At 61.6% G+C, this 21,206-nt stretch carries 15 protein-coding genes and 1 tRNA gene; 11 read left to right on the top strand and 5 right to left on the bottom strand.

The genetic code is table 11. The features are described from left to right. The first annotated feature begins 270 nt into the window (after window positions 1–270). The 3 genes from BW978_RS09255 (at window position 271) to BW978_RS09245 (ending at window position 3,258) form a co-directional block, all read left to right on the top strand. Window positions 271–347 (top strand) — tRNA-Arg (locus tag BW978_RS09255). 262 nt (window positions 348–609) lie between these two features. Further along, window positions 610–2,346, top strand: a complete 1,737-nt coding sequence (locus tag BW978_RS09250) for an AMP-binding protein (RefSeq protein ID WP_076394310.1) — start codon at window positions 610–612, stop codon at window positions 2,344–2,346. A 12-nt stretch (window positions 2,347–2,358) separates the two neighbouring features. Further along, on the top strand, window positions 2,359–3,258 hold the full coding sequence (locus BW978_RS09245) for a bile acid:sodium symporter (protein ID WP_076394309.1): 900 nt from the start codon (window positions 2,359–2,361) through the stop codon (window positions 3,256–3,258). A gap of 262 nt (window positions 3,259–3,520) precedes the next feature. Here the strand turns inward: BW978_RS09245 and BW978_RS09240 are convergent, their stop codons facing one another. After that, window positions 3,521–8,656, bottom strand: coding sequence for a beta strand repeat-containing protein (locus tag BW978_RS09240; RefSeq protein ID WP_076394308.1), 5,136 nt, complete (start codon window positions 8,654–8,656; stop codon window positions 3,521–3,523). Between the two features lie 599 nt (window positions 8,657–9,255). Here BW978_RS09240 and BW978_RS09235 point away from each other — a divergent pair. The 5 genes from BW978_RS09235 to BW978_RS09215 all read left to right on the top strand — a co-directional run bounded on the left by BW978_RS09235 (window position 9,256) and on the right by BW978_RS09215 (window position 15,798). Further along, window positions 9,256–11,289, top strand: a complete 2,034-nt coding sequence (locus tag BW978_RS09235; RefSeq protein WP_076394951.1) for an O-linked N-acetylglucosamine transferase, SPINDLY family protein — start codon at window positions 9,256–9,258, stop codon at window positions 11,287–11,289. A gap of 97 nt (window positions 11,290–11,386) precedes the next feature. Next, window positions 11,387–12,595: a DUF6250 domain-containing protein gene (locus BW978_RS09230; protein WP_083697546.1), complete on the top strand. Its 1,209-nt coding sequence runs from the start codon at window positions 11,387–11,389 to the stop codon at window positions 12,593–12,595. A gap of 114 nt (window positions 12,596–12,709) precedes the next feature. Continuing rightward, window positions 12,710–13,867 carry a UDP-galactopyranose mutase gene (gene glf / locus BW978_RS09225; protein ID WP_076394305.1) on the top strand — a complete coding sequence of 386 codons (1,158 nt, stop codon included), beginning with the start codon at window positions 12,710–12,712 and terminating at the stop codon, window positions 13,865–13,867. Between the two features lie 13 nt (window positions 13,868–13,880). Continuing rightward, complete coding sequence (gene galE, locus BW978_RS09220) at window positions 13,881–14,870, top strand: UDP-glucose 4-epimerase GalE (protein ID WP_076394303.1); 990 nt, start codon at window positions 13,881–13,883, stop codon at window positions 14,868–14,870. A 127-nt stretch (window positions 14,871–14,997) separates the two neighbouring features. Further along, a complete protein-coding gene (locus tag BW978_RS09215; RefSeq protein ID WP_076394300.1) occupies window positions 14,998–15,798 on the top strand; it encodes an ion transporter in 801 nt (266 codons plus the stop codon). A 27-nt stretch (window positions 15,799–15,825) separates the two neighbouring features. Here the strand turns inward: BW978_RS09215 and BW978_RS09210 are convergent, their stop codons facing one another. Then, entirely contained in the window at window positions 15,826–17,448 is a 1,623-nt protein-coding gene (locus BW978_RS09210; protein ID WP_076394299.1) for an ABC-F family ATP-binding cassette domain-containing protein, read from the bottom strand. A 170-nt stretch (window positions 17,449–17,618) separates the two neighbouring features. Here BW978_RS09210 and BW978_RS09205 point away from each other — a divergent pair, with 170 nt between their 5' ends. Together BW978_RS09205 and BW978_RS09200 are read left to right on the top strand one after the other, a co-directional pair. Beyond that, window positions 17,619–18,008, top strand: coding sequence for a globin domain-containing protein (locus tag BW978_RS09205; protein WP_076394297.1), 390 nt, complete (start codon window positions 17,619–17,621; stop codon window positions 18,006–18,008). A 5-nt stretch (window positions 18,009–18,013) separates the two neighbouring features. After that, the gene (locus BW978_RS09200; RefSeq protein WP_076394295.1) at window positions 18,014–18,379 is read left to right on the top strand and encodes a DUF423 domain-containing protein; all 366 of its coding nucleotides are present in this window, start codon (window positions 18,014–18,016) and stop codon (window positions 18,377–18,379) included. 68 nt (window positions 18,380–18,447) lie between these two features. Here BW978_RS09200 and BW978_RS09195 read toward each other — a convergent pair whose 3' ends face one another. Genes BW978_RS09195 through BW978_RS09185 form a run of 3 tightly spaced genes read right to left on the bottom strand, consistent with a single transcriptional unit; the run spans window position 18,448 to window position 19,548 of the window. Beyond that, complete coding sequence (locus BW978_RS09195) at window positions 18,448–18,843, bottom strand: VOC family protein (protein ID WP_076394294.1); 396 nt, start codon at window positions 18,841–18,843, stop codon at window positions 18,448–18,450. Between the two features lie 46 nt (window positions 18,844–18,889). Further along, window positions 18,890–19,156 (bottom strand): hypothetical protein, encoded by a 267-nt coding sequence (locus BW978_RS09190; protein ID WP_076394293.1) that lies wholly within the window; start codon window positions 19,154–19,156, stop codon window positions 18,890–18,892. Beyond that, entirely contained in the window at window positions 19,153–19,548 is a 396-nt protein-coding gene (locus tag BW978_RS09185) for a DUF2325 domain-containing protein (protein WP_076394292.1), read from the bottom strand. The genes BW978_RS09190 and BW978_RS09185 overlap by 4 nt, the downstream gene beginning before the upstream one ends. A gap of 289 nt (window positions 19,549–19,837) precedes the next feature. On the opposite strand from BW978_RS09185, the gene BW978_RS09180 reads away from it, so the two are divergent. Continuing rightward, complete coding sequence (locus BW978_RS09180) at window positions 19,838–21,199, top strand: NAD(P)-dependent oxidoreductase (protein ID WP_076394291.1); 1,362 nt, start codon at window positions 19,838–19,840, stop codon at window positions 21,197–21,199. Window positions 21,200–21,206: the final 7 nt, after the last annotated feature.

Genomic DNA, 21,206 nt, shown 5'->3' with positions numbered 1-21,206 from the left:
TACTAACCGTTTAAGCCGTTGCCACAAGGGCGCAAACAGCTTCAGAACGGTGTGACGAGCAATTTTTGAACGTCTAACGTTCATTTCCCCCAGGTTTGGTCAGGGTTGCAAAGGCAGGCGCAAGCATTTGATCGGCATTTGCCCACTTCGGCCGTCTCGCAACCGACGTCCCTTGATTTACCTCCTGCCGTCGACTGTTTTTCGGATTGATGCGCGCGAGCGACTGCGCTATGACCGCTCTTGGAACGGCGAGTCATCTCGCCCTCGGATGCACCCGTAGCTCAGCTGGATAGAGTGTTGGATTCCGATTCCAAAGGTCACAGGTTCGAATCCTGTCGGGTGCGCCATTTTCCACAAGCCACAAGCATTCTGCCAGCATAGGCAGACTCAGCGTGTCTTCATCAGACCGCGCCGATGAATAACGCGGACGTGATGGGGTTTCCCGAGCAAGGCGGCGCTCCTTGGCACAGCTACTCGGCCAAGCCCCCGAAAACGCTGGACTTTGACCACGGAGAAATCCATCCTCCACACGTCAAAGAGAGCCGGAATCGCTTTTGCACCCGGCCCCGAGACAGTGAAGCGCCGAAGAGCGCACCGGGGGGAGACGATATGGAACACATTTTCACGCCGCCACGACCGTGGCTGGCGGCTTACGGCACAGGCATCCCGCAGGAACTTGGCGATTTGCGCTACCGCAGCATTGCCGAACTGGTGGATCGGTCCTGCGCCGAGAACGGTCCGCGCAAGGCTTTCACCTGCGTTGTACCGAACGGCATGAACGGCAGCCTCACCTATGACCAGGTCGGCGAGATGTCTGATGCCTTCGCGGCCTTCCTTCACCATGATTGCGGCTTGCGTGCCGGCGACCGGGTCGCCGTGCAACTGCCGAACGGCCTGCCCTATCCCGTGGTCGCCTTCGGCGTCTTCAAGGCCGGCTGCATCCTCGTGAACACCAACCCGCTCTACACGCCGAGCGAAATGATCCATCAGTTCAACGATTCCGGGGCCAAGGCGCTGGTGATCGTCGACATGTTCGCCGACAAGCTGTCGGAAGTCGTGCCGAAGACGGGAATCAAGACCGTGGTTCTCGCCGGCGTGCCGGAATTCTTCCCCAAGCTGCCCGAGATCATTATTCGCGGTGTCCAGAAGGTCTGGAACAAGGTTCTCCCGCCTATCCCGAACATCGGCGTTCCCGTCCTGCGGATCAAGGAAGCGCTCGCCAAGGGCCGGGTTCACGGCGCAGACGTGAAAGCCATGTGGGCCGCGTCCGGCCCCGACGACCTCGCCCTGCTGCAATATACGGGTGGCACCACCGGCGTCGCCAAGGGCGCCATGCTCACCCATGGCAATATTCTGACCAATCTCGACCAGGTGCGTGCAGTATCCGGCGGCGTGATGGCCCGCGAGGATCAGGTGCTGACGGCGCTTCCGCTCTATCACATCTTCGCCTTCACCGCGAACCTGATGACCTTCTTCGAACTGGGCGCACGCAACATCCTGATCCCCTCGCCCCGCCCGGTACAGAACCTCCAGCGGGCGATCGAAAACTACCCGATCACCTGGATTACCGGCGTCAACACGCTGTTCAACGGCTTGATGAACGAAGAATGGTTCGCAGCTTATCCACCTAGGAAGTTGCGCGCAGCGATCGCCGGTGGCACGGCGCTGCACGAGGCAGTCGCAACCCGCTGGCGGGTGATGACGGGGACCCCGATCGCCGAGGGCTACGGGCTTAGCGAGACCTCTCCGCTGGTCAGCTTCAACCCCCTCGATGATCGTGCCAAATCCGGCAGCATCGGCATTCCTGTGCCTGGCTGCGACGTCATTCTGGTGGATGGCGACGGGAAGCTCGTTTCATCGGGCGAGCCGGGTGAACTTCTGGTTCGCGGCCGCCAGGTCATGCTCGGCTACTGGCAGCGCCCGGACGAGACGGCGACAGCCCTGCAGAACGGCTGGTTCGCCACCGGCGACATCGCCGTGATGGATGACGAAGGCTTCTTGAAAATCGTCGACCGCAAGAAGGATCTGGTCCTCGTCTCCGGCTTCAACGTCTATCCCAACGAGGTGGAGGACGTGCTCGCCAAGATGGATGCAGTCCTCGAAGCCGCCGTCGTTGCCATTCCCGACGCCAAGACCGGCGAAGCCGTGCGGGCCTATGTCGTCAAGAACCCGGATCACGACGGCGAGCTCACAGAGGAGGCGATCCGCAGCCACTGCAAGACCCTGCTCAGCGACTACAAGGTGCCAAAATCCATCGTCTTCCGGGACACGCTGCCAAAGACGCCGATCGGCAAGATCCTGCGCAAGGATCTGAAGGCCGAAGTGCAGAGCGAATTCAAGAAGTGAGGGGCAGCCACCATGTTGACGGAACTTGAAACCACCCTTCTCGGCATCATGATGATGGTGATCATGCTCGGCATGGGCGCCTCGATGACCTGGCGCGACTTCTTCATCGCCTTTCGCAAACCCAAGGGCATTCTGGTCGGGCTGCTCAGCCAATACCTGATCATGCCCTTTCTGGGTTATGCGCTGGCGATCATCCTCGGCCTTCCGGCCGGCATGGCGGCAGGCCTGATCCTGATCGCCTGCATGCCAGGCGGCACCACAAGCAACATCTTCGCCTATTTCTCCAAGGGCGTTCTGGCGCTGTCGATCATGATGACGACCGTCTCGACACTCGTCGCCGTCGTCACCGTCCCCTTTCTGCTCAGCTTCTATAGCGGCCTCGCGGGCCTCGGCGGCGACTATGTGATCCCAGCCGGCAATGTCGCGCAGGTGCTCGTGGTGCTGCTCGTGCCGACCGTGCTTGGCATGTTCCTGCGCAAGATGAACGCCAATGTCGGCGCCACGATCGAGATGATCGGCTCGCTGCTCGGCGTTGTCGTCATCCTCTTCCTGATCGCCTCCTGGGTGCCGCGCAACTACCAGATGCTGCTCGACACCCCCTTCCCCGTCTATATCGCGGCAGTCGGGATCGGGCTGACGGGAATGCTGCTCGGCTACTGGCTGGCCCGGGCGCTCCGCCAAGACAGCAACCGTGCGCGAACGATCAGCCTGGAAACAGGCATCCAGAACGGACCGCTCGCAGCACTGATCGTGACACTCTCCTTCACCGGTATTCAGCAGCAGGAGGTTCTGTTCATCCCGATCCTCTACAGCCTGTTCATCGTCATCACCTCGTCCTTCATCACCATGTTGTATCGACGAAGCGCGACAGCCGAGGCTTTGGCCCGCGATGCCGCGAAGGTTCGGGTCTGACAGCAAGAAGGCGGGTTGAGGCAACCCAGGCTGGACTAGAGCTTACCCACACGATCCAGAGTGACGCCCGTCAGCTTTTCAAGTTGGCGGGCTTTTCCATGTCCGCAAATGCGCCTGTCTTTACAGGCCCGGCTTTATGGACGTCGGCCGACAGGACGACCTCAACGAAATCTGACAGATCAGCCAAAACGAAAAGCCCCACCGCGATGGGTGGGGCTTTCCTAAGTAGTCGGTGGGAAGAAGCGCTGAGCGCCTCCCCGGATCAGAGCGACTGGTAGGCTGCGATGACCGCAGCGACCTGATCGTCGTTCAGCGCCTGGATCTGTGCCGAGGTCAGCGACTGCAGCTGTTCGCTGCTGAGATCGTCGATGTCCTGCGTAGACAGGCCAGCCAGGGCTGCCGTGTTGATCGCGGCGATATCGTCGGTCGAGAACTCGGCCAGATCTTCGCTCGACAGAGCGTTGATGCTCGCCGAATTCAGAGCCGCAACCTGGGTCGCAGTCAGAGCCTCGACCTGGTCCGTGGTCATTGCCACCAGCTGATCGGTAGAGAGGGCCGCAATGGCGCGGGTGCTCAATGCCATCACCTGGTCGGTAGTGAACGAGGCGAGATTATCGGTCGACAGCGAGCGGATCTGGCTCGATGTCAGCGCACCAATCTGGCCTGAGGTGAGACCGTCGATCTGGTCCGACGTCAGGGCGGTTACCTGGCCGGCAGTGAACGCAGCCACCTGAGCGGCGCTGAGGCCGGCAAGCTGAGCCGAGGTCAGTTCGGCGAAGTTGTCGGTCGACAGAGCTGCAATGGTCCGCGTGCTCAGCGCACCGAGTTCATCCGACGAGAAGGTCGCCATGTCTTCGGTTTCGAGACCGGCAATCGCTGCGGTGCTCAGCAATGCCAGCTGACCGGACGACAAGACGTCGATCTGGTCGGTCGTGAGCGCCGTCACCTGACCCGAGTTGAGGCTTGCGAAGACCCTGCTCGAGAGCGCCGCAATCTGCTCCGTAGAGAAGGATGCCAGGTTGTCGGTCGACATCGCGGCGATCTGGGCTGACGTAAGCGCTCCCGCCTGGCCCGGCGTCAGACCGTCGATGTCATCCGTGGTCAGAACATTGATCTGCGCGGTCGTCAGGGCTGCCACCTGGGTGGAGGTCATCCCGGCGAGCTGCGTCGAGTTCAGGGCTGCGAAGTTCTCCGTAGACAGGGCAGCCAGCGCCCGGGTGTTCATTGCCGCGAGATCCGTCGGTGCAAAGGTCGCGATATCGTCGGTCGTCAAGCCGGCGACACCCACGGAGCTGATCGCCCCGATCTGAGCGGTCGACAGGTAGTCGAACTGGTCAGACGTCATCGCTGCGATCTGGGCCGAGTTCAGGCTGGCAACACCCGAGGTCGAAAGACCCGGAAGCTGGTCGGACCGCAGCGCGGCGAGCGCCGTGTTCGACAGAGCCGCAACCTGCCTTGAGTTCAGGGAAGCGATCTGGGTCGAGGAGAGACCGGCGATCGTATCGCTGTTGAGCAGCGACACCTGGTTGGTGGTCAGTGACGCCAGCTGGCCACTCGTCAGACCCGAAAGCTGGGTCGAGGTGAGAGCCACGAAGTTGTCAGTGCTGAGAGCTGCAATGGTGCGGCTCTGCAGGACGGCAAGCTCGGCGGAGTCAAGGGTTGCGAGGTCATCGGTTCCGAGACCGGCGACTGCAGCGGAGCTGATCTGGGCCAACTGATCCGTCGAGAGCGCTGCAAACTGGTCCGTATCGAGTGCTCCGATCTGCGCCGAACTCAGGGCGCCGACCGAGCGGCTGTTAATCGCTGCAACCTGAGCCGTATCGAGACCGGCGATGGCGTCTGCCGACAGGCCGGAGATCGCGGCCGAGCTGATCACCCCGATCTCGGCAGCCGTGAAGGTGGCGATATCGTCAGACGACAGGGCAGCGAGGTCAGCCGAGCTCAGCGCGGTGATCTGGGTCGAGGTCAGTGCCTCAACCTGGTCGGTGCTCATGGCGGCGAGCTGTGTCGCTGTCAGGGCGCCGATGGCTCTGGAATTCAGCGAGGCCACCTGCTCGGTCGACAACGATGCAATGTTGTCGGTCGACAGGGCGACGATCTGGGCAGACGTCAGTGCAGCTGCCTGGTTCGGCGTAAGACCGTCGATCTGATCGGAGTCGAGGACCTCGAGCTGGCCGGTTGTCAGGGCGACGATCTGACCCGTCGTCAGACCGCTCAGCTGGAGCGAGTTGAGGGCGGCGATGTTGTCAGTCGACAGAGCAGCCAAAGCGCGAGAGTTCAGCGCCGCCAGATCGGTCGATTCGAAGACTGCCACGTCGTCGGTCGCAAGGCCGGCGACCGCTGCGGATGTCAGGGCAGCAAGCTGGTTGGTGGTCAGCACGCCGATCTGATCGGTGGACAGGGCGGCGATGGCGTCAGAGCCGAGGGCGCCGATGGCGCGGCTGCTGATCGCAGCCACCTGAGCCGTGTCAAGCGATGCCAGGGCATCGGTGGTCAGCGCCCTGACCTGCGAGCTGGAGAGCATCGCAATGAGGGCACTCGTCAGACCATCCAGCTGATCACTGACAAGGGTCTCGATCTGAGCCGTGGTAAGAGCTGTCACCTGACCGGTGGTGAGGCCAGCCAACTGAGACGAGTCGAGCAGCGCGAAGTTGTCGGTGCTCAGCGCCGCCAGAGTTCTGGAGTTGAGCGCCGCGAGTTCGGTCGAGGTCAGCGTGTCGATGGCAGAGGCATCGAGGCCGACGATGGCCGCAGATGTCAAAGCCGCAAGCTGGCTGGTTCCAAGCATCGCAAACTGGTCGGAGTCGAGTGCCCCAAGCTGGCCGGAGGACAGGCTGCCGATGGCGCGTGAGCTGAGAGCGCCGACCTGCTCGGTCGAGAAGGATGCAATCGCGTCCGTATCGAGGGCGCGGATCTGTGCACTGCTCAGTGTGGCGATCTGTCCGGCCGTCAGACCGTCGATCTGACCGGTCGACAGGCTGCCGACCTGCAAGGTGGTCAGCGAAGCCATCTGTCCGGTGGTCAAACCAGCGATCTGGTCAGAGCTGATCAGGGCCAGGTTGTCGGTCGACAGAGCGGAAATTGTGCGAGAGTTGAGAACCGCGAGTTCAGCCGATGTCAGGGTGCCGATTGCATCGGAGTTGAGGCCGCGGATGGCTGCCGACGACAAGGCCGCCAACTGTCCGGTTCCAAGTGCCGCGAACTGGTCGGAGGTCAGCACGTTCAGCTGGTCCGACTTGAGCGAAGCGATGGCGCGGGAGCTGATGGCACCGACCTGCTCGGTGGTCATCGACGCGATGCTGGCCGGGTTGATGGAGGCAAGCTGCGAGGAGGAGAATGTCGCGACCTGCGCTGCGGTGAGGCCATCGATCTGGTCGCTTGTCAGCGAGCCGACAAGCAGCGTCGACAGCGAGGCGATCTGCGCGGTCGTCAAACCGACGATCTGATCCGAACCGAGGGTGGCGAAGTTGGTGCTCGACAGGGCCGCCAACGAACGTGACTGCAGGGCAGCGAGTTCGGTCGAGGTGAAGGTGGCCACATCCTCGGCTTCGAGGGCCGCGACGGCGACCGAGGTCAGTGCTGCAAGCTGGCCGGTGGACCAGACGGCGATCTGATCCGAGGTCAAGGCGGCGACCTGAGCGGATGAGAGCGCGGCCACGGCGCGGGTGTTCATGACGGCGACCAGGTCGGTCGAGAGTTCGCCGATCACCGAGGCTGAGATGCCGCGGATGGCTGCCGAGCTGATGATCGCGAATTCGTCAGTGCTGAAGGTGTTGATGTCTTCAGACGAGAGCGCCTGCAGATCAGCCGACGAAAGTGCAGCGATCTGCGTCGAGCTGAGGGCTTCGATCTGATCGCTCGTCATGGCGGTCAGCTGGGCTGCCGTCAGGGCGCCAACCGCGCGGCTGCTGAGCGAAGCGACCTGTTCGGTGGAAAGAGAGACCACATTGTCCGTACCGAGCGCGATGACCTGGGCAGAGGTCAGGGCGCCGACCTGCGAGGGGCTCAGGCCGTCAAGCTGATCGCTGTCCAAAACAGCCACCTGCGCGGTCGTCAGCGAGGCGATCTGGCCGCTCGACAGAGCCGTCAGCTGGGCAGATGTGAGGCTCGCAATGTTGTCGGTGGAGAGGGCTGCAAGTGCACGCGAGTTGAGCGCAGCGAGTTCCGTCGACGTGAAGGTCGCGAGATCTTCAGTCTGCAGACCCTTGACGGCGACAGAGCTCAGCGAAGCGAGCTGCATCGTGGACAGAGCAGCGACCTGTTCGCTGCTCAGGGCAGCCACCTTGGCAGAGTTGAGGACTGCGATGGTGCGGCTGCTGAGCGCGCCGACCTGATCGGTCGAGAGCGACGCCAGCGTGTCCGTGGTCATCGAGTTCATCTGGGCGCTGGTCAGGCCAGAAATCTGGGTGGGGGTGAGGCCATCAGCCTGATCGGAGCTCAATACGCCGATCTGTGCTGCTGTCAGCCCAGCAATTTTCGCCGATGTCAGCCCGGTCAGCTGGTCGGAGCTGAGAGCTGCGAAGTTCGTCGTCGAAAGAGCGGCAAGCGTTCTGGAGCTGAGAGCTGCCACACCGTCCGAGGACAGCACGGCAACGTCGTCGGTACCGAGACCGGCGACGGCCGCGGAAGTCAAGGAAGCGAGCTGGCCGGTGGTCAGGACATCGATCTGGTCGGTCGAAAGCGCGGCGACCTGCGTCGCCTTCAGCACCGACAGTGCCCGGCTGTTCAGAGCAACGATCTGCTCGGTCGAGAAGGAAGCGAGGCTATCGGTCGTAAGAGCGGCAATCTGGCGCGAGTTGAGGGCCGCGATCTGCGACGCGTCCAGGCCGTCGATCTGATCCGACGTCAGCGTTGCAATTGCAGCGGTCGACAACGCAGCGACCTGGCCGGTGGTCAGGCCGGAAAGCTGGCTGGAGGTGAGTGTTGCAAAGTTGGCGGTAGAGAGCCCGCCGAGAGCGCGCGTGCTGATGACGGCGAGTTCGGCCGATGACAGAGTCGCGACGTCGTCGGTCTGGATGCCGGAGAGGGCGGCGCTGCTGAGTGAAGCGAGCTGGGTGGGCGTCAGCGCCGCGAACTGATCAGACGTCAGGGCCGTCATCTGGGTAGAGCTCAGCGCACCCAGTTGCCGGCTGCTCAGGGCCGTCATCTTGGCGCTGTCGATGACGGACAACTGGTCCACCGTCAGGCCGCGGATGCCGACGCTTGAGATCGCACTGAGCTGGTTGGCGTCGAACTGATCGATATCATCGGTCTGGAAGGCTGAAATCTGCCTGGACGAGAGCGCGGCGACCTGAGCGGAGCTCAGCGCGGCAACGTCGTCGCTCGTGAAGGAAGCGATGGTCGCCGTAGACAGCGACTTGATCTGGGTGATGCTCAGAGAAGAGATAATCGAGGTCATTTGACGCGCGCCTTCAACGTTAGCGATTGGCCGTTGCATTCCTTTGCCACCGGTCGGGGGAGCACGTCGGGTGCCTCACCGCGCGACCCAGGGAGCATCCTGCACCCCGAATGGCCACAATCCGAACGCAAGCGCAGATCGATCGCGCTTACGGTGCGGTGTCCTTACGGACGAAAGTTTTTAAGTGGAACATGGCTCGACCGAGCCTGGCGTTGGAGAGGGCATCATGCAGCAGAGCTGATCTCTGCTTCCCACACCTTTTGGAACGTCTACCCCCCGGACCCGGGAGACGACCTTGCCCCATCATTCTGCAAACACAGAAATACGATGAGACGAGTCTTGCCCAGATGATTAGGGCTCACACTCTAATTTTCTATTAACGGGCGCCCCCGGAACTCACCTGTCTATTCTTGGTAGAAAGCTACCTCGGCGCCTCTTAAGCTGAGATGCTATCACCAATAGGGACTGATTTGGCAAGTCCTAAGATAAGGCGGCCGCCCCCACGCAAGCCCAAAGCAAGCTAGGCTGATTAGGAGTTTTCTACACGCCGCTCCGCGGGAACGTAACCCGGCCCCTGGCCGATGAGAGATGTCATGTCGATGGTGATACATACCGCATTCGCCCCGGAGCAGAACGCCCAGCTCGCAACGGCTCTGGAGAAATCGAGACGCCAGCAGCTTTCGCTGCTCGACGCCCTGCAACTGGCGGAACGGTGGTCGGCGGCGGGTCAGTTCGCGCTTTCCGCCGAACTCTACAAGACCTGGACGGCTTTCAACGATCAAAGCCCGCTGCTTCACCTCGCCTTCTTCAACTATTCTGTGACGCTCAAGCAACTCGGCGACACCGCAGGCGCGGTCAACGCGTTGAAGGCAGCGCTGAAGGCTCAACCCATGATGGGTCAGGCGCACATCAATCTGGGCAGAACCTATGAGGATAGCGGTTTGGGCGCTCAGGCGATCCAGCAGTGGCGGAGCTACGTGGAGTCGACCGCCGAAATCACCCCCGACAAATCGGTTCATCGTCTGATGGCCCTGCAGCATATTGGCCGCGTCATGGAAGGCGCCGGCCTTCTGGAGGATGCCGAGAATGCTCTCTGGCAGGCAATCGAACTGCGCCCCGACAAGCCGGAAGCGGGCCAGCACTGGATCTCGGTCCGCCAGCACCAGTGCAAGTGGCCGGTGGTCCAGGGATCGGAATATGTGACGAAGCGGCAGATGCTGGACTCGATCTCGCCGCTCCCGCTCGCCTGCTATGCGGACGATCCGCTCTACCAGATGGCCAAGGCCTTTCGTTACTTCAAGATGCTCGCCGGCCGCCCGGATGCAGCACATCTCAACAAGCCTGTCCCGCGCAAGAAGGTCGGCACCGGCCAGCGTCTGCGCGTCGGCTACGTCTCCTCGGATCTGCGCGACCATGCCGTCGGCTTCGCCCTGAGTGAGGTTCTCGAACTGCACGACAAGGCGTCCGTCGAAGTCTATGCCTATTACATCGGCGAGCCGCGCACCAATGATGCGACTCAAAACCGGATGAAGGCCGTCATCGATGTCTGGCGCGACATCACCGCGCTTTCGGATCTCGATGCCGCCAAGCAGATCATGGCCGACGAGATCGACGTCCTCATCGACGTCAACGGCTATACCAAGCTTGCTCGCACGAAGATCTTCTCCTACCGCCCTGCCCCCGTCATCGTGAACTTCTGCGGCTATCCCGGCACGATGGCGAGCCCGGTCCACCAGTACATCATTGCCGACGAGCAGATCATCCCGCCCGGCAACGAACTCTACTACACCGAAAAGGTGCTCCACATTCCCTGCAACCAGCCGGTCGACCGCAAGCGCGCAATCGGGCCACGCCCGACGCGGACCGAAGCCGGCTTGCCGGAAAACGCTTTCGTCTTCGCCTGCTTCAACGGCATGCAGAAGATCACCGCACCCGTTTTCGCCCGCTGGATGGCAATCCTGACGGCGACCCCTGGCAGCATTCTCTGGCTGCTCGGCGGCTCCGATATCGTCAATCAGCGACTGCGCGACCTTGCAAAATCGGCAGGCATTGACCCGGCCCGCATCTACTTCGCCTCCAAGGTGGCAAATCCGAACCATCTGGCCCGCATCGCGATTGCAGATCTCTTCCTCGACACCTTCCCTTATGGCGCCCACTCGACGGCGTCGGATGCGCTGACGATGGGCCTGCCCGTGCTGACGCTTCCGGGCAAGGGCTTCGCCTCGCGCTTCTGCAGCAGCATCGTCAAATCGGCTGGCATTCCGGAACTGATCTGCGCAAGCCCTGAGGACTACGTCCGCAAGGCGGTGGCCCTGGCAAACGACAAGACGGGACTGGCAAGGATCCGCGCCTCCCTGCAGGCCCAGCGTGACACCTGCGCGCTTCGCGACATCCCACGCCTCGTCCGCCGGCTGGAAGAACTCTACTGGCAGATGCAGGGCGAGCGCGAGCGCGGCGAGACGCCTGTTCCGGATCTTTCCAACATGGAGATGTATTACGAAATCGGCTCGGAAGTGATGATGACCGAAGTCGAGTTCGAAGACGAGGCCGCCTATCGCAAGCGCTATCGCGACCGCATCTCCGCCTGGCACGATTTCCACCCCGTCCCAACCGACACACGTCTGTGGACGTGATGGTAGTGACGAAAGACTGCGGGCAAAGACCGAACTGGGCTGGGAGATAACTGTGGCGCCTGTAATACTAGTAACCTTTGCCGGCCGGGAACACCGGATGCAGATCCTCAACAGCTATGTCCGCAGAGCCATGGCCGATGGCCTAATTGACGAATGGCATATCTGGGACTTCACGCGGGCGGCCGCCGATCACGAATGGGTCACGCGTGAGTTCGGCCCGCTTCGCTTCATGGGCGATGCAGTGGGCTACCAGGCCTGCGGGACAGCATCCGCCCGGTCTCCGCTGCGGCTCGATGCCAGGATCAGCAACGACCTGCATCTGGCAATTTTGCCAAAGCATGACCCGGACACCTTCTACGAGGTCGTCATAGGCGGCTGGAACAATCAGCAGTCCGTCATACGCAAAGCCCCCCGTGCTCGGCTCAATGATGCAGACCGAAGCGACGCCCCGACTGTCTGGGCGAAGCTGACCCCGAGCGTTCTATCGCCAGGCCGGGCGAACGAGGTCGTCGTCTCGATCGACCACTCCGGCACACCCGAACTGATGGTCAATGGCGTCGTGCTCGGCCGTTGGCCGGACATTGCGCTGCCTGCGGGGGCCGACGTGATGGCCCGCGGCGGCTGGGGCGCCACGCTCGAACTCTGCCATGTCGACGCGCAGGTGCGCCGATACGTCGGGAACCCCGGCGAACAGATGCCCTATTTCCAGGCTTATCAGTATTACGCCCGCCGTCTGGAGGATTTCGCAGACGCACTCTTCCTGAAATGTGACGACGACATCGTCTACCTGGATCTCGACGGCCTCGCAGGCTTCATCGACCACCGTCGCAAGAACCCGCATTACTTCGTGACCTCGGCGAATGTCGTCAATAACGGGGTGTGCGCCTACTTCCAGCAGGTTTCCGGAGCGCTCCCCGCCTCGCTCGGCCATTTCGAGCGTCCGCCGGGTGGCTTCGGCGGCACGCTCTGGACCGATCCGGACAAGGCCAACAAACTCCACGATTTCTTTCTGGCGTCGCCCAACAAGGAGTTGCCGCTTCCCACCAAGGTGGTCGACTGGCAGGAACGCCAGTCGATCAACTTCATCGCCTGGCTCGGCCGCGATCTGCAGCACATGGCGCTCGCCAAGGGCGACGACGAAAAGATGCTGACGGTCGACCTGCCGGCCTTCCTGGAACGCCCGACATGCATCTATTCTGACTTCACCGTCAGCCATCTGAGCTTCGGACCGCAAGAGACCGGCGTCGACGTCAACAGGCTGATCGCCGCTTATGACACGCTGATGCGCGAGAAACTCTTGGCCTGACCACTTCATGATTCGGCCGGCGGGCAACCGCCGGTCTCTTTGCAATTGGGCAAGATGCGGCAGGCCTTGCGGCTGGAACCGCACCCGCCCCTTAAAATCGAGGAACACCCCCGGATGGCACAGGGTCAGAAAATCGGAATTGTCGGCGCGGGCCTGTCCGGCGCCGTCATCGCACGCGAACTGGCGGAAGCCGGCTTCGAGGTCGAGGTGTTCGACACGCGCCCGCATATCGGCGGCAATTGCCACACCGAGCGCGATGCCGACACGGGCGTCATGGTCCACATCTACGGCCCGCACATCTTCCATACCGATGACGCGGAGGTCTGGGACTACGTCAACAGCTATCAGACCTTCCTGCCCTACAAGAACCGGGTAAAGACGACGAGCCAGGGCCAGGTCTATTCCCTGCCGGTCAACCTGCACACGATCAACCAGTTCTTCGGCAAGACCTTCCGCCCGGAAGAGGCGCGCGCCTTCATCGAGGAACAGGCCGACAAGACCATCACCGACCCGCAGACATTCGAGGATCAGGCGCTGCGTTTCGTCGGTCGCGATCTCTACGAGGCCTTCTTCAAGGGCTATACCGAAAAGCAATGGGGCTGCTCGCCGACCGACCTGCCGGCCTCGATCCTGAAGCGGTTGCCGGTGCGCTTCAACTACGACGACAACTACTTCTTCCACAAATTCCAGGGCATGCCGGAAAACGGCTACACCGACATGATCGAGAAGATCTTCGATCATCCGAAGATCAAGGTGACGCTCGGCCAGCACTTCGATCCCCGCGCCCCGCACGACTATGCCCATCTCTTCTATTCCGGTCCGCTCGACGGCTATTTCGCCTACGAGTTCGGCCGCCTCGGCTATCGCACGCTGGATTTCGAGCGCTTCACCTATCAGGGCGACTACCAGGGCTGCGCGGTCATGAACTACGGCGATGCCTCGGTGCCCTATACCCGCATCACCGAGCACAAGCATTTCTCGCCCTGGGAAAGCCATGAGGGTTCGGTCTGCTACCGCGAATTCTCGCGTGCCTGCGGCGAAGACGACATACCCTATTATCCGATCCGTCTCGTCGAGGAAAAGGCGCAGCTCGCGGACTACGTCGCTCGCGCCAATGAAGAGAAGGCCGTGACCTTCGTCGGCCGGCTTGCGACATATCGCTATCTGGACATGGACGTGACGATCCGCGAAGCGCTCGACACCGCCCGCCTCTTCCTGGCCAAGACGAAGGATGAGGCAGCGATGCCGGCCTTCGTGCATGCCCCAATCTGATCAGAGAATGACCATGACTGCCACCCCCATCCTCGTCGTCGGCGGTGCCGGCTATATCGGCTCGCACACCTGCCTCGCGCTTTCCGAGCGCGGCTATCTGCCTGTCGTCTACGACAACTTCACCTCGGGTCATCCGGGATTCGTCAAATGGGGCCCGGCCGAACAGGGCGACATCAGAGACAAGGCGCGCCTGAAGGAAGTGCTCGCCAAATACCAGCCGAAGGCGGCCATGCACTTCGCAGGCCTGATCGAGGTCGGCCAGTCCTTCAAGGAGCCGGAGCACTTCTACGACGTCAACGTATCGGGCACGCTCAGCCTGCTGCAGGCCCTGAGCGAAGCCGACATCCGCAACTTCGTCTTCTCCTCGACCTGCGCCACCTATGGAGCGCCGGAATATCTGCCTCTGGACGAGAAGCACGGCCAGAAGCCCATCAACCCCTACGGCCGCACCAAGCATATCGTCGAACAGGCACTCGGCGACTTGAACCTTTGCGGCCGTATGCGCTCCGTCATGCTGCGCTATTTCAACGCCGCCGGCGCCGACTTCGAAGGCCGCATCGGCGAATGGCATTCGCCGGAAACCCATGCCATTCCGCTTGCAATCGAGACGGCGCTTGGCCGCCGTGAATTCTTCTCGATCTTCGGTGAGGACTACGACACCCGCGACGGCACCTGCATCCGTGACTACATCCACGTCAATGATCTCGCCGACGCCCATGTGCGCGCGGTAGAGTATCTTTTGAACGGCGGCGAGACGATCGCCATCAATCTCGGCACCGGCAACGGCACAACCGTCAAGGAACTGATCACGGCCATCGAGACGGTCTCCGGCCGGCCGATGCCGATCAAGCGCACCGAGCGCCGCCCCGGCGATCCGCCCGGCCTCGTCGCCAGCAACACGCTTGCCCGCGAGGTTCTCGGCTGGGACCCAAAGCACGGCATCGACGACATCATCCGCTCCGCCTGGACCTGGCACTCGACCTTCAACGGCCATTCGAGCTGAACGCAGACGCCACAGATCGAGCTTTCCCTAAAAAGGCGCGTGAACGGAAGGTGTTGCAGCCTGGAACCCCTTGACGCGCCATGTTCCTTCAGATTTTCGTCCTGCAGATTTTGCAGGAACCAGAACGATGACCGACAGACTGAAGACAATCCTCTCATCGAATGCGTGGGAGCGGTTCATCATAGCCGTCATTCTCATCAATTCGGTCACCTTGGGCCTTGAGACATCACCCGCGGTCATGCAGGTTATGGGGCCGTTGCTGCTGACGCTGGACAGGCTCATCCTGGCGATTTTCGTCATCGAGATCGCAGCCCGGCTCTATGCCTTCCGCCTCGCCTTTTTCCGCGATCCCTGGAGCATTTTTGATTTCTCGATCGTCGCGATCGCGCTAATCCCGGCTACCGGCCCCTTCCAGGTCCTGCGTGCGCTTCGCGTCCTGCGTATCCTGCGCCTGATTTCCATCGTGCCGTCGCTGCGGCGTGTCATCGGCGGCCTCATTGCCGCCCTTCCCGGCATGGGCTCGATCATCGTGCTGTTGGTGATGCTGTTCTATGTCTCGGCCGTCATGGCGACCAAGCTCTACGGCGCGACCTTCCCGGATTGGTTTGGCAACCTCGGCGCCTCGACCTATTCACTCTTCCAGATCATGACGCTCGAAAGCTGGTCCATGGGCATCGTCCGGCCGGTTATGGAGGTCCATCCCTATGCCTGGCTGTTCTTCGTGCCCTTCATCCTGCTCAGCACCTATTCGGTCTTGAACCTCTTCATCGGTGTCATCGTCTCCGCCATGCAGGAGCAGAGCATGGCCGACACCGACGCGGACCTGAAGTCCCTGCATGTCGACAATGGCGATTTGCTGCGCGAAATGCAGGCTCTGCGATCCGAGATTGCCGCTCTGCGGGCCGAGAGAACGGCAACTGGCGCCTAAACCGAAGCCGATATTGCTTGCCGGGCCTCAGCTTCTGAGGCCCGGTGCCTCGTGGCCCGTGCGCTCGACATACTCCGTATAGCCGCCGCCATACTGGAAGACGCCTTCGGGCGTGATCTCCAGAACGCGGTTCGACAGGGCACCCAGGAAGTGGCGGTCGTGGCTGACAAACAGCATGGTGCCTTCGAACTGCGAGAGCGCCTTGATCAGCATTTCCTTGGTGTCGAGGTCAAGGTGGTTGGTCGGCTCGTCGAGGACGAGCAGATTCGGCGGATCGAACAGCATCATCGCCATCACGAGCCGCGCCTTTTCACCGCCCGAGAGCACCCGCACGCGCTTGTCGATATCGTCGCCTGAGAAACCGAAGCAGCCGGCAAGCGCCCGCAGCGGTGCCTGACCAGCGCGCGGGAAACTCGTTTCCAGCATTTCGAAGATCGTCATGTCGCCGTCGAGCACATCCATCGCATGCTGGGCGAAATAGCCCATCTTGACGCTGGCGCCGATCGACACGGTGCCCTCGTCCGGCTTGGAATCGCCGGCCACCAGCTTCAGGAGTGTCGACTTACCGGCACCATTGATGCCCATGATGCACCAGCGCTCGCGGCGGCGGACCATGAAGTCGAAGCCGTCATAGATGACCTTGTCGCCGTAGCGCTTGGAGACGTTCTTCACGCTGACCACGTCTTCGCCCGAGCGCGGCGCCGGCTGGAATTCGAACGCGACGACCTGGCGACGCTTCGGGGGCTCGACCCGGTCGATCTTTTCCAGCTTCTTCACCCGGCTCTGCACCTGCGAGGCATGAGAAGCGCGCGCCTTAAAACGCTCGATGAACTTGATTTCCTTGGCGAGCATCGCCTGCTGGCGCTCGAACTGCGACTGCTGATGCTTCTCGTTCAAGGCACGCTGCCCCTCATAGAAGACATAGTCGCCGGAATAGCTGTTCAGCTGACCGGCATCGATCTCGATGATCTTGTTGACGATGCGGTTCATGAACTCGCGGTCATGCGAGGTCATCAGCAGCGCGCCCTCGTAGCCTTTGAGGAACTGCTCGAGCCAGATCAGGCTTTCGAGATCGAGATGGTTCGACGGTTCGTCGAGCAGCATCACGTCGGGGCGCATGAGAAGAATGCGGGCAAGCGCCACGCGCATCTTCCAGCCGCCCGAGAGCGCGCCGACATCGCCGTCCATCATGGCTTCCGAGAAGGAGAGACCGGCCAGCACCTCGCGGGCGCGGCCATCCAGCGCATAGCCGTCGAGTTCTTCGTAACGCGCCTGCACCTCGCCGTAGCGCTCGATGATCGCGTCCATCTCGTCCATACGGTCGGGATCGACCATGGCTGCCTCGAGTTCGCGCAGTTCGGCCGCAACTTCGCTGACCGGTCCTGCCCCGTCCATGACCTCAGCGACAGCCGAGCGCCCGGACATCTCGCCGACATCCTGGCTGAAATAGCCGATCGAGACACCCTTATCGACGGAGACCTGGCCCTCGTCCGGCTGTTCATGCCCGATGATCATCCGGAACAGCGAGGTCTTGCCCGCCCCGTTTGGTCCCACGAGACCGATCTTCTCGCCGCGATTGAGCGCGGCGGAGGCCTCGATAAAGAGGATACGGTGGCTGAGCTGCTTGGAGATGTTTTCGATACGGATCATGGACAAGGGCGCCTGCTGGAAATCGGCGCCCTTATGGCATGTCGAAGGCCCACTGTCCCCTGCTTTTGTTGCAAGGCGGCATCGCGGCTGCGCTGGATTGCCACGGGAACGCCACGCTGGTTGCAAGAGGGTGCCGAAAGCGCGAAAAGACCTGACGCAAGGACGACAGCATGAGTGATGAGACGATAACCCTCTACGAAGCCATCGGCGGCGACGCGACCGTCAAGGCCCTGACCCGGCGCTTCTATGAGTTGATGGACACCCTGCCCGAGGCCGCCCGTTGCCGGGCGGTTCATCCGCCGGATTTGAGCGCCAGCGAAGAGAAGTTTTACGAGTATCTGACCGGCTACCTTGGCGGTCCGCCCATCTACATGCAAAAGCGCGGCCATCCGATGCTGCGGCGTCGTCATTTCGTGGCCGAGATCGGCCCGTTGGAACGGGACGAATGGCTCTTATGCTTTCGCCGCGCGCTGGACGAAACCGTCGAGCATCCGAAACTGCGCGAACTCATCTGGCCGCCGATCGAGAAGCTGGCCTTTCACATGCAGAACAAGGAATAACGCGGATGGCAAGCGTGCAGAATTACCGCTGGGCGACCGTCGCGGCGGGATTGATCGGAGCGGCCGGTGTCGGGCTTGCCGCGGCCGCAAGCCATGCCGGTGGCGAAGCGCTCCTGCGCCCCGCTTCGATGATTTGCCTCGCCCATGCCCCGGCACTCGCAGCACTGTCCATAGCTGGCGACCGGATCAGAATGTCGGCACTGGCAGCGCTCGGCATGACGCTCGGCACATTCCTGTTTGCGGGCGATCTGGTCGCCCGGCACTTCATTGGAAGCGGGCTGTTTCCGATGGCAGCCCCAACAGGCGGGATGACGCTCATCGCGTCATGGCTGCTGCTGAGCGCAGGAGCTCTGCTTCCGGGACGCCACTGAAGCCGGCCGACCTCTGCCGGAGCTTAAGGGCCGACATCAACACCCCGAAATCAAAGTATTTGCATAGCTCAATGGGCCATGGAGGCGGAAACGGTCCCACCGAACATCAGCAGATTGCCGTGCGGATCGCGGATGTGGAAACGCACGGCTCCGCCGCACTCTCCTGAATGCTCAGAGGCACGGATCGCTTCGATGCCGCGATCACAGAAGTCCCGGTAGATCTCTGTCGGCGCTTCGGCCCTGAAGAACACCGAGCTGTTCTGGCACTGAAACGGATCGTCGCTCAGCCAGAAATGCAGTTCCATGCCACCGCGGCGGACAACGAGGTAATCAAGCCCGTCGAAGCCAACATCCTCGAAACCGAGCGTGTCGACGTAAAAATTGCGTGTTTCCGAAAGGTTAAGGGATGGGAGGATGGGCACGGCATTGAGGATCGTCTTCGCAACAGGTTGCTGAGCGTTCATGCGGAAAGTTCCTCTGCTCCCCACATCAGACTGACTGGCAAAACGGCTACGATCTGGCGTCGGCGTTTCGCTGCCATCTCGGCGCGGGAAAATCGATAACAAGGGCGGGGGCCCGGTTCAATTCAGCGTACATGGTAGCAGGTTTGCGCTCGTGCAAGCCCGGCAAAGTGATGATTTCGCAATTCATCACTTCACTTTCCTGCGAGCGTTGCAACATTGCCGCGGCGAGCTCCGGTAAAAGCCCCTCGCCGCGCTGACGTGCAAGCTCGTGGAACGAGCTGATGCCACCCTTTTCCGATCCGTCTCTGCTCATGCTTCGGTGTTCCTTTCATTCAGTGTCTGCAACGCACGCTCGAGACTGGATTTCGAGCCGTTTCGCAGTGGAATGAAAGTCTTGCCGAACTTCTTGCAACCGCTCTTCACGCGCAGACAAGCATCGTGACTGATACAGTCGATAGGGCAGAAGACGCAGTCGACCGAGGGAAGCACCGTGTCGATACGCGAAACCGCTTCGCGTAAACCCCCATCATGGTGAATTAGTTCCGCACCAAAATTGCTGGCGATCTGACGAAGATGGGCGACCTGGCAATCACGGCCGCCGACATAAAGAAAGCTGCGAACTTCCGCTTGCGTTTTCGCGGGGGAGGCCGTCGCGGAAACCTCCGCACCCGACTTCTTCGCAGCCTGCTTTTTCTTCTTCGCCATGACGTCCTGTCTCCTCGAATCCGATCAGAGGCTGCGGTTGCGAGCCCCATACAGACAGGCATACAAAACATGACAAAAAGAGTAAAGTATATAGTTGAAGTTTTCAGTCATGTTTTAACGGAGCGATATGTGACCCGATCCGGGCAAGGTGTTCGGGATTGACAGCGATCAACTTCCCATGATTTTCAGGGGTTCTGCGGCGCCAAGAGCAATTTTTTACCGTTTGATAAAAGTTTGATCCTGAGTTACGTTTCTCTGCATCGCTTCGAATATAAAAGAGGGAACTGCGATGCGAAGACTGGAACCAGGCCTCAAGGCCGGGCGGCTGGACGCTGCCGATTATGCGAAGAATTTCTCTGACCTGCATCCCCGCCTCGGCGGCCATGAGGCGCTTGTCGCCTCCGACAGATGCTACTTCTGTCACGACGCGCCGTGCATGACGGCCTGTCCCACCGCCATCGATATCCCGATGTTCATCCGGCAGATATCGACTGGCAATCCGCTCGGCGCCGCCAAGACAATTTTCGACCAGAACATTCTCGGCGGCATGTGCGCCCGCGTCTGTCCCACCGAAACGCTCTGCGAGGAAGCCTGTGTGCGCAACACGGCTGAAGAGCGCCCGGTCGAAATCGGCCGCCTGCAACGCTACGCCACTGACATCGCCATCGAAGAGGGCCGCCAGTTCTACCATCCGGCAGCGTCCTCCGGCCACACGGTGGGCATCGTTGGCGCCGGCCCCGCAGGCCTCGCCGCTGCTCATCGCCTCGCCATGCACGGCCACCAGGTCACCATCTACGAAGCGAAGGACAAGGCCGGCGGTCTGAACGAATATGGCATTGCCGCCTACAAGACCCCCAACGATTTTGCCCAGAAGGAAGTCGACTACATCCTGTCGCTCGGCAATATCGACGTGCTGGATGGCCAGATGATGGGGCGCGACTTCACGCTTGCCGACCTCCAGGCGAAACACGACGCCGTCTTCGTCGGTGCGGGTCTCGGCAACGTCAACGGGCTGAACATCCCGGGCGCCAAAATCAACGGCGTGCTCGATGCGGTCGAATTCATCGCACACCTGCGTCAGGCGGATGCCAAGGCCGATGTTCCCGTCGGCCGCGACGTCGTCGTCATCGGCGGCGGTATGACCGCGATCGATGCCGCTGTGCAGGCGAAGCTCCTTGGGGCGGAAAACGTCACGATCTGCTACCGCCGCGGCAAGGAGCACATGAACGCCTCGGAATTCGAGCAGGATCTAGCGACGTCCAAGGGTGTTAATATCCGCCATTGGCTGCAGCCGAAGGAAGTGGCCCACCACGCCGGCCAATGTTCGTCGATCACCTTCGAATACACCCATCTCGAAAACGGCATGATGAAGGGCACCGGCCACACGACCGAAATCAAGGCCGACCAGATCCTCGTCGCAGTTGGCCAGAAGCTCGACGGCCACGGTCTGGACGGGCTGAAGCTAGAAGGCGGCAAGATCGCCGTCGATGCAGAAGGTCGAACCTCACTGCCGGGCGTCTGGGCTGGCGGCGACTGTGCCTTCGGTGGCCAGGACCTGACGGTCTCTGCCGTCGCCATGGGTCGCGATGCGGCCGAAAGCATCAACCGCTCTCTCGCCGTTCAGACGGCGGGCGCAACCGCAGTCGCATGACGCACCG

The organism is Rhizobium sp. RU33A, assembly GCF_900156055.1.
Classification (GTDB): Bacteria; Pseudomonadota; Alphaproteobacteria; order Rhizobiales; family Rhizobiaceae; genus Allorhizobium.
This window is presented reverse-complemented; position numbering and strand designations above follow the sequence as displayed.

Coding starts and splice junctions, on each gene's coding strand:
- BW978_RS09230 (WP_083697546.1), top strand. CDS start 11,387: ATGCAGATCCTCAACAGCTATGTCCGCAGAGCCATGGCCGATGGCCTA.
- BW978_RS09240 (WP_076394308.1), bottom strand. CDS start 8,656: ATGACCTCGATTATCTCTTCTCTGAGCATCACCCAGATCAAGTCGCTG.
- BW978_RS09200 (WP_076394295.1), top strand. CDS start 18,014: ATGGCAAGCGTGCAGAATTACCGCTGGGCGACCGTCGCGGCGGGATTG.
- glf (WP_076394305.1), top strand. CDS start 12,710: ATGGCACAGGGTCAGAAAATCGGAATTGTCGGCGCGGGCCTGTCCGGC.
- BW978_RS09210 (WP_076394299.1), bottom strand. CDS start 17,448: ATGATCCGTATCGAAAACATCTCCAAGCAGCTCAGCCACCGTATCCTC.
- BW978_RS09190 (WP_076394293.1), bottom strand. CDS start 19,156: ATGAGCAGAGACGGATCGGAAAAGGGTGGCATCAGCTCGTTCCACGAG.
- BW978_RS09195 (WP_076394294.1), bottom strand. CDS start 18,843: ATGAACGCTCAGCAACCTGTTGCGAAGACGATCCTCAATGCCGTGCCC.
- BW978_RS09205 (WP_076394297.1), top strand. CDS start 17,619: ATGAGTGATGAGACGATAACCCTCTACGAAGCCATCGGCGGCGACGCG.
- galE (WP_076394303.1), top strand. CDS start 13,881: ATGACTGCCACCCCCATCCTCGTCGTCGGCGGTGCCGGCTATATCGGC.
- BW978_RS09215 (WP_076394300.1), top strand. CDS start 14,998: ATGACCGACAGACTGAAGACAATCCTCTCATCGAATGCGTGGGAGCGG.
- BW978_RS09185 (WP_076394292.1), bottom strand. CDS start 19,548: ATGGCGAAGAAGAAAAAGCAGGCTGCGAAGAAGTCGGGTGCGGAGGTT.
- BW978_RS09245 (WP_076394309.1), top strand. CDS start 2,359: ATGTTGACGGAACTTGAAACCACCCTTCTCGGCATCATGATGATGGTG.
- BW978_RS09235 (WP_076394951.1), top strand. CDS start 9,256: ATGGTGATACATACCGCATTCGCCCCGGAGCAGAACGCCCAGCTCGCA.
- BW978_RS09250 (WP_076394310.1), top strand. CDS start 610: ATGGAACACATTTTCACGCCGCCACGACCGTGGCTGGCGGCTTACGGC.
- BW978_RS09180 (WP_076394291.1), top strand. CDS start 19,838: ATGCGAAGACTGGAACCAGGCCTCAAGGCCGGGCGGCTGGACGCTGCC.